The sequence below is a fragment of the Ensifer sp. 22521 genome, assembly GCF_052044795.1.
GTDB lineage: Bacteria > Pseudomonadota > Alphaproteobacteria > Rhizobiales > Rhizobiaceae > Ensifer.
Window position 1 is genome coordinate 1 of sequence record NZ_JBQENM010000064.1, and the last position, 5,945, is coordinate 5,945.

Below are 5,945 nucleotides of genomic sequence, written 5' to 3' on the forward strand. Positions count from 1 at the left end.
GCTCAGTGGCCGGTGAATTAATCGCAAAGCCATGGCATTTTCGAGGTGGACGATGCAGCTCCGAAACATGCGTTCCGGATCGCCCCGGTTAGCGACCTGGATTAGTCACCCTGATATATCCGCCCCAAAACGCACAGGATTCTCATTTCGGTCGAGTGACGTTTGCGTTTCACGGACGAAGCGCGCCCGGTTCGCGTTGACGAAAGCTTCTACGGTCATCAGCGGGCCACCAATAATCTTCGTGCCGATGTCATCGAGACCGGCGAGGAGACCCTCTTGCTGGTCCAGCTCCGCAGCTTCGAAGTGCCGCCGCAAGACGGTGTCATCCTCGAGCCCCGCGAGCTCCAGAAAGGCCGATACGGTAAGCTGCTCGAAGGGCAGATCGACTCCGAGGACCCGACCAACCTCTGCTGCGAGCTCCTCGTGACTATACTCCTTCGGGCCGTGCAGCTGGTAGGCTTGGCCGCCGTGGCCTTCCGGTTTCTCCAGGATGTTGGCGATGATCTTCGCCGTATCGGCCGCGGCCAGCGGAGCAAAGCGGCCATCCTTGTTGAATGGCATGACGTAGCGGCCGCGCTGGATGAATGTCGAGATGTAGAGGAGCCACTCGGCGAAGAAGGTGATGCGCAAGTTCGTCGTCGGGATGCCTGACCACTTGAACACCTGCTCCGAAAGCCAATGGTTCTGGGTCACCTTGCTGCGCGCGTCGGGCCTGGATTGCTTGTGGGACAAGTTGACGATGTGCTCGACGCCCTGCTCTCTCGCCACCTGTGCGAAGATGACTGCCGCCTCCACGAGACCGTCGGCAATGGGATAGCAGAAGTAAGCGCGGTCGACGCCGTCGAAAGCCAGCCGCATATCGCGCAGGCTGGTGATGTCCCCATAAACGATCTCGGCACCCAGACTGGCCAGCTCCTGCGAGCGAGCGTCCTCCCGACGAGCGAGGGCGCGGACCTTTAGGCCTTTCTTCAGCAGTTCCTTCACGGTCGGACGCCCCGTATCTCCGGTTGCACCGGTCACCAGAATCGTTGTCATCGCATTTCTCCTTTCGATAATGGCATCAGGCGCTCCGCGGCGTCCTAATGCTGCATATACAACACATAGGAAGCAGTGTTGTATATGCAATACCATAATTTCAGATTCCGGCTAATCGCGCGGAATGTCGTCCGCGACGGTCTTGATTGCGCTCAAGCCTGCTTGCCCAAGCAGCTTGGACGCTCGTTCCTGCCCCGCCCGCCAGGCCGGCATGGATGAAAACAGCAGGTCTTCGCCAGCTTTGCTCAGCCGAAGGGGGCGCTGACGACCTTGAACCTTGTCGGGGACCTCTTCGATCCATCCCGCGTCCAGCATCAGCTTGAGGTTTCTCGTCAAGGTGGAGCGATCGAGGCAGTTGGCTCGGCCGATTTCGGCACGCGTCGCGACGCCCATCCGCATGATTGAACCGAGTAAGGTGTGTTGCGACGACACTAGGCCGAACGGCCGCAGTTCCTCGTCGAAGATGTTGGTCATGACGCGTGAGATAAGGCGCGCCCGCGAAATTACGCAGGCATCTTCCAGTTCCCGCAGCATTGCTCGTCTATCGTCGGGTAGGGAACGCAGGTTCATAGTCTCTCGATGATGCATCTACAACATGTAGTCAACCAGTATCGCGTTTCAAGGAGGATACGAAACCCTGCGCTCCAGCTCCGCGCGGTCTGCAATGCCATGAATTTCAATACCCGCTCGTGAAAATCGGTTCCAGTGGAAACATTTCCTGAAAACTGGTACTTTGCAACTTCAGGCTACGACCGGGTCAAGTAGTGACATGAAGTCCCGGCAATCGCCGGTACTAAGGTTCGAACCTGTTCAACGCGAGGAGGGGTTTCAAGGTTTGGCTCTTGAGGGGACCGTGGAAGGGCATGTCCAAAAACGTCGCGAAGAGCCTCATGCGCCTTCCCGGCTCAGGCGCACACGCCCCTCTACCTCAAACCCAATCCGCCCGCGCCCGAGGCGGATGAGGCGGATCGGCAGCCGCTTTTCTTCGAGCCGGCGCCGCAAGAGCAGTAGCCGTGTTTCGAGGTTGTCCTTGAAATCCGGCAGGCGCAGCCCACTGTCCAGGCGGATTTCCCTGTTCGTGAATTCGTTGCGTCCGCTCGTGAGATGTTGGTCCAGCATGAAAGCGAGCAATCGCCCGGCCACGCCCTTGATGACATAGTTCCCGTCGATGAAGATACTGTCGTCGAAGCGGTGATGTGCGACGTGAATGGTCCTGTCGGTAGCCGGCGAAAGCTGCACCGCTCGACGGCCCACTTCCGCCTCCTCGGAATTCCGCTCGCTGAAGGCGAGCGCCAGCGCCGCCTGCCGGGCGATGATCGACAGTGCCGCCTCGTCGGCCTTGGTGTATGCAAGTCGCGCACGGCTTTCGAAGAACAATGCACCACGAACGACACCGGCGACGATGAGCGGCACTGCGATCTGGCTCATCGCATCCGGCATTCCGGGCAGCACGATCGACCGGGTGCGGTTCTCATCGCTCGATGAGTCGCGCACCGCTGCGTTGAGGCGACGCACGCGGCTCATGTCGCTGACTTTGACGATGCTGCCGCTTTCTGCCGCCGCGCCGATGACACATTGGCCGAGCTCGACGTCCGAGCCGATACCGGATGGCGCATAGCCCAGGCTGCCGATCGTGACGAGCTGGCGCCGCTCCTCGTAGAGCTCGAGGAACAGGCCGTGCTCGAAGCCGAGCCAGGATCGGATGCCGCCGAGCGTCGCATCGACGATGCCGGCGGCATCGCTTTCAGCGGCGATCATTTCGATGACGCGGGCCGCCGCCACCAGGCGATCGCGCGCGGGCGAGGGGTTCCGTTCGGGCTCAATCGTCGATCGGATGCTTTCAATCCTGAGCACTCGGAAGACATCGAGGCCGCGAAGCCGCATGATGCCCGCCATGCCGACCTGGGCACTCGTGGCGTCGAGATGCCGCGACAGTTGCTCAAAGAGCGGCCCGTCGTCGAGCGAATAGGCAAAGGCGAGGTCCAGGCGGAACTGGGCTCCGTTTCGCGCATCCACGGCAACCAGCGCCGCCTGCGGGTTGAGCCGGATGTTTGCCGATGTCTTGGCGAAGAACTGGTTCGAGAGCGCGACATGATCGCCGTCCACCATGGCGACATGCGAAAGATAGGAGATATTCGGAACGCCATTGCCGTCGGCGGTAGCAATGATCGACGGCACGACCCCTTCGAAGCAAGCCTCGAGATTGAGAAGACCGAGCGTCACGTAGCCGCGCTCCAAAGCCTGGTGCCGGCAAGGGCGCCGGGCGTCTGCAGGAAGATCTCTGCCACCGCGATGCTGACAAGAAGCGGGTCGCGGTTGGACAGCCACGGCGCGATGATCTCTGCGGCAACTCCGAGCCGCATCAGCGTGGATACCATATCGACGAGATAACGGCTGGAGCGTTCGATCTCCTCGACTTGCGCGGCGCGGAGTGTCGCCTCGCCCTTGATCTGATAGGAGACGTAATCCGCCGGCCGCGAATAAGTGATGGCAACACGTCCGTTTGTCTTGAGATTGGCCACGGTTCCCGGCCATTGCCAGCCCGACAGCACCAGATGGATCACGCGTCGGTCGGCCGACGCCCAGGCCCCCGCCCCGCGCCCGATTTCGGGTTTCAACGCCTCATCGGCCGTCCCGATGATCTGCATCACCGGGCTTTCTATGAAGCGGGCCAAGTTTTCGTCGATCATCGGTATTGGTCCCCCTTGGCTTGACCCTTACAGCAATTAGGCAAGTTTTAGGATTCCCGCTTCGCCGCTTAAGAAGCTTTTAGGAAACGGCCTCCCGCGAGCCGGCTAAAGAAAGCGGCAGCAAACAGGAGGCCCGACATGCAAGATAATCGCCCAGTAAGAATGCCCGAAAACGCCGTCGCCGTGATCGGCGGCGGTCCCGGTGGCCTTGTCGCGAGCCGGTGGCTCAGCGCCCACGGCCTAGTGCCGACAATCATCGAAGCGGCGCCACGCCTCGGCGGCCAGTGGAATTCCGCATCCGCCACCAGCGCCACCTGGCCCGGCATGCGAACGAACACAAGCCGCATTACGACGGCGTTTTCCGACTTGAACCATGCGCCGGGCACTCCCGCCTATGTCCGGCAGGAGGAGATGCTGAATTACCTGGAACGCTACGCCTTTACTTTCGGCCTGCTGCCGCATCTGCGCCTCGGCAACCGGGTGGAGCGGCTCGAGCGGTCGGCGGAAGGGGGCTGGCTCATCCGCTCGGCTTCCGATGAAACGACGCGGGCTGAGATCTTCCGGCAGGTAATCGTGGCGACCGGCCGCCACAATCTTCCGCACGTGCCGGAACTCGCCGGTCTCAAGTCCTTCGACGGCGCGCTCGGGGTTACGCACACCGCGCAATATGCCGGTGCGGAGCGATATCGCGGGCGAAAGGTCGTCGTGGCCGGTTGCTCCATCAGCGCGCTCGAAATTGCCTCCGACCTAGCATTCGGCGGCGCGACGGAAGTGGTTTCGACCAACCATCGCCAACGCTATGTCCTGCCGAAGATGATTGCCGGGGTCCCGACCGACCATGTGATGTTCACCCGCGCGGCAGCCCTTCTTGGGGAGGTCCTGCCCCCGGAAGAACTGGCGGCGGGCATGAAGTCCACCGTCGTGAAGGCCGCCGGTCGGCCGGACCAGTTCGGTGCACCGGCGGCAGCCGAGAACATCTTCGCGGCCGGCATTTCACAATCGCAGAACTTTCTTCCGGCAGTGGCGGAGGGCCGGATCGCGGTGCGCCCCTGGATCGAAAGCCTCGAAGGCCGAACGGTCCGCTTCTCGGACGGTTCGGCCTTCGAGGCGGATGGCCTGCTGTTCGGTACGGGCTATCGCCTGTCGCTTCCCTGGCTAAGCAGGGATATCTCCGAGACGATCGGCCACGATGGTAACCATCTCGACCTCCACGACCACACGTTCCACCCGGACCTTCCGAGGCTTGCCTTCCTCGGTCTTTACGACCTCATCGGCCCCTATTTTCCGGTCCTCGAACTGCAGGCGCGTTGGATCGCCTATTGCTTTGCAGGGCGGCAGCCCTTGCCCTCACTAGAGACGATGTGGGCGGGCGTCGAGAAGGTTCGAGCGATGCGCTCCGGCCAGCCGAGCCTGCCGATGCACGTCGCCGCCTTGATGTTCGCGCGCAATGCCGGCGTCGAGCCAGATCTCGTCGCGTGGCCGGAACTCCAGCGCCCGCTTTTGTTCGGGCCGCTGTCACCGGTCTCATTCCGGCTCGAGGGGCCCGATGCAGATCTGGGCGCATCCGCCAAGATCTGGGCCGCCGCGGCCGCTTTCGGCGCAATCCAGGATGGCTGCTTCACGTCAGAGGAGGAGTCGGTGCGCCGGCTCGTCGGCTCGCGCATGACACGAACAGCAGCCTGACAAGAGCGGCGGCGAGGTGACCTTCTATCGAGCAATCGTTGTTCTCGTTATGTGCTTCTAAGATGGTGTAACGGGCGGAACCCGGCCCGGCAGGTTTGAAGGGCCGGTGGTCGTGAATACTCGAGCGTGTGTGTGGTGGATGCGGATGGCCGGATCATCCGGGAAGCGAAGATCCTCAGCGAACCCGATGCGCTGATCGCCTGGTTCGGCGCGCACGGCGTGGCGATGGGGCGCATTGGACTGGAGGCCGGCCCCCTGTCGCAGTGGCTCCATGCCGGGATGGTAGCTGATCGAGACGCGCCACGTGCGTGCAGCCTTCAAGACGATGCCGGTGAAGACCGACAAGAAGGACGCCCGGGGCATTGCGCAGTTGATGCGGCTTGGCTGGTTCAGACCGGTCCACTGCAAATCTCTGGCCGCCCAGGAGGTGCGTGCACTGCTGACCGCCCGCAAGCTCATTCAGGGTAAGCTTCACGACATCGAGATGAGCATCCGGGGCATCCTGCGCGGCTTCGGCCTCAAGGTCGGGCCGACGAC

At 62.2% G+C, this 5,945-nt stretch carries 5 protein-coding genes and 1 pseudogene; 2 read left to right on the forward strand and 4 right to left on the reverse strand.

Features of this window, described 5'->3' with window-relative positions; translation table 11 throughout:
* Positions 1-105 precede the first annotated feature (105 nt).
* From ACTJKE_RS36430 to ACTJKE_RS36445, 4 genes are all read right to left on the reverse strand, one after another.
* Positions 106-1,035: an SDR family NAD(P)-dependent oxidoreductase gene (locus ACTJKE_RS36430; protein WP_440691910.1), complete on the reverse strand. Its 930-nt coding sequence runs from the start codon at positions 1,033-1,035 to the stop codon at positions 106-108.
* Between the two features lie 111 nt (positions 1,036-1,146).
* Positions 1,147-1,605, reverse strand: a complete 459-nt coding sequence (locus ACTJKE_RS36435; protein ID WP_063891506.1) for a MarR family winged helix-turn-helix transcriptional regulator — start codon at positions 1,603-1,605, stop codon at positions 1,147-1,149.
* A gap of 318 nt (positions 1,606-1,923) precedes the next feature.
* Positions 1,924-3,258 carry a GAF domain-containing protein gene (locus ACTJKE_RS36440; RefSeq protein WP_440693891.1) on the reverse strand — a complete coding sequence of 445 codons (1,335 nt, stop codon included), beginning with the start codon at positions 3,256-3,258 and terminating at the stop codon, positions 1,924-1,926.
* Positions 3,255-3,683: a hypothetical protein gene (locus ACTJKE_RS36445; protein WP_440693895.1), complete on the reverse strand. Its 429-nt coding sequence runs from the start codon at positions 3,681-3,683 to the stop codon at positions 3,255-3,257. Before ACTJKE_RS36445 ends, ACTJKE_RS36440 begins: the two co-directional genes overlap by 4 nt.
* Before the next feature lie 180 nt (positions 3,684-3,863).
* Between ACTJKE_RS36445 and ACTJKE_RS36450 the strand changes: the two genes are divergently transcribed.
* Entirely contained in the window at positions 3,864-5,408 is a 1,545-nt protein-coding gene (locus ACTJKE_RS36450) for a flavin-containing monooxygenase (RefSeq protein WP_440693893.1), read from the forward strand.
* A 126-nt stretch (positions 5,409-5,534) separates the two neighbouring features.
* Positions 5,535-5,945: pseudogene (locus tag ACTJKE_RS36455) on the forward strand (IS110 family transposase); the annotation flags it as partial.

Bases quoted from the DNA above. Each gene is read 5' to 3' on its own strand.
- ACTJKE_RS36430 (WP_440691910.1), bottom strand. From the start codon at position 1,035: ATGACAACGATTCTGGTGACCGGTGCAACCGGAGATACGGGGCGTCCG.
- ACTJKE_RS36435 (WP_063891506.1), bottom strand. From the start codon at position 1,605: ATGAACCTGCGTTCCCTACCCGACGATAGACGAGCAATGCTGCGGGAA.
- ACTJKE_RS36445 (WP_440693895.1), bottom strand. From the start codon at position 3,683: ATGCAGATCATCGGGACGGCCGATGAGGCGTTGAAACCCGAAATCGGG.
- ACTJKE_RS36450 (WP_440693893.1), top strand. From the start codon at position 3,864: ATGCAAGATAATCGCCCAGTAAGAATGCCCGAAAACGCCGTCGCCGTG.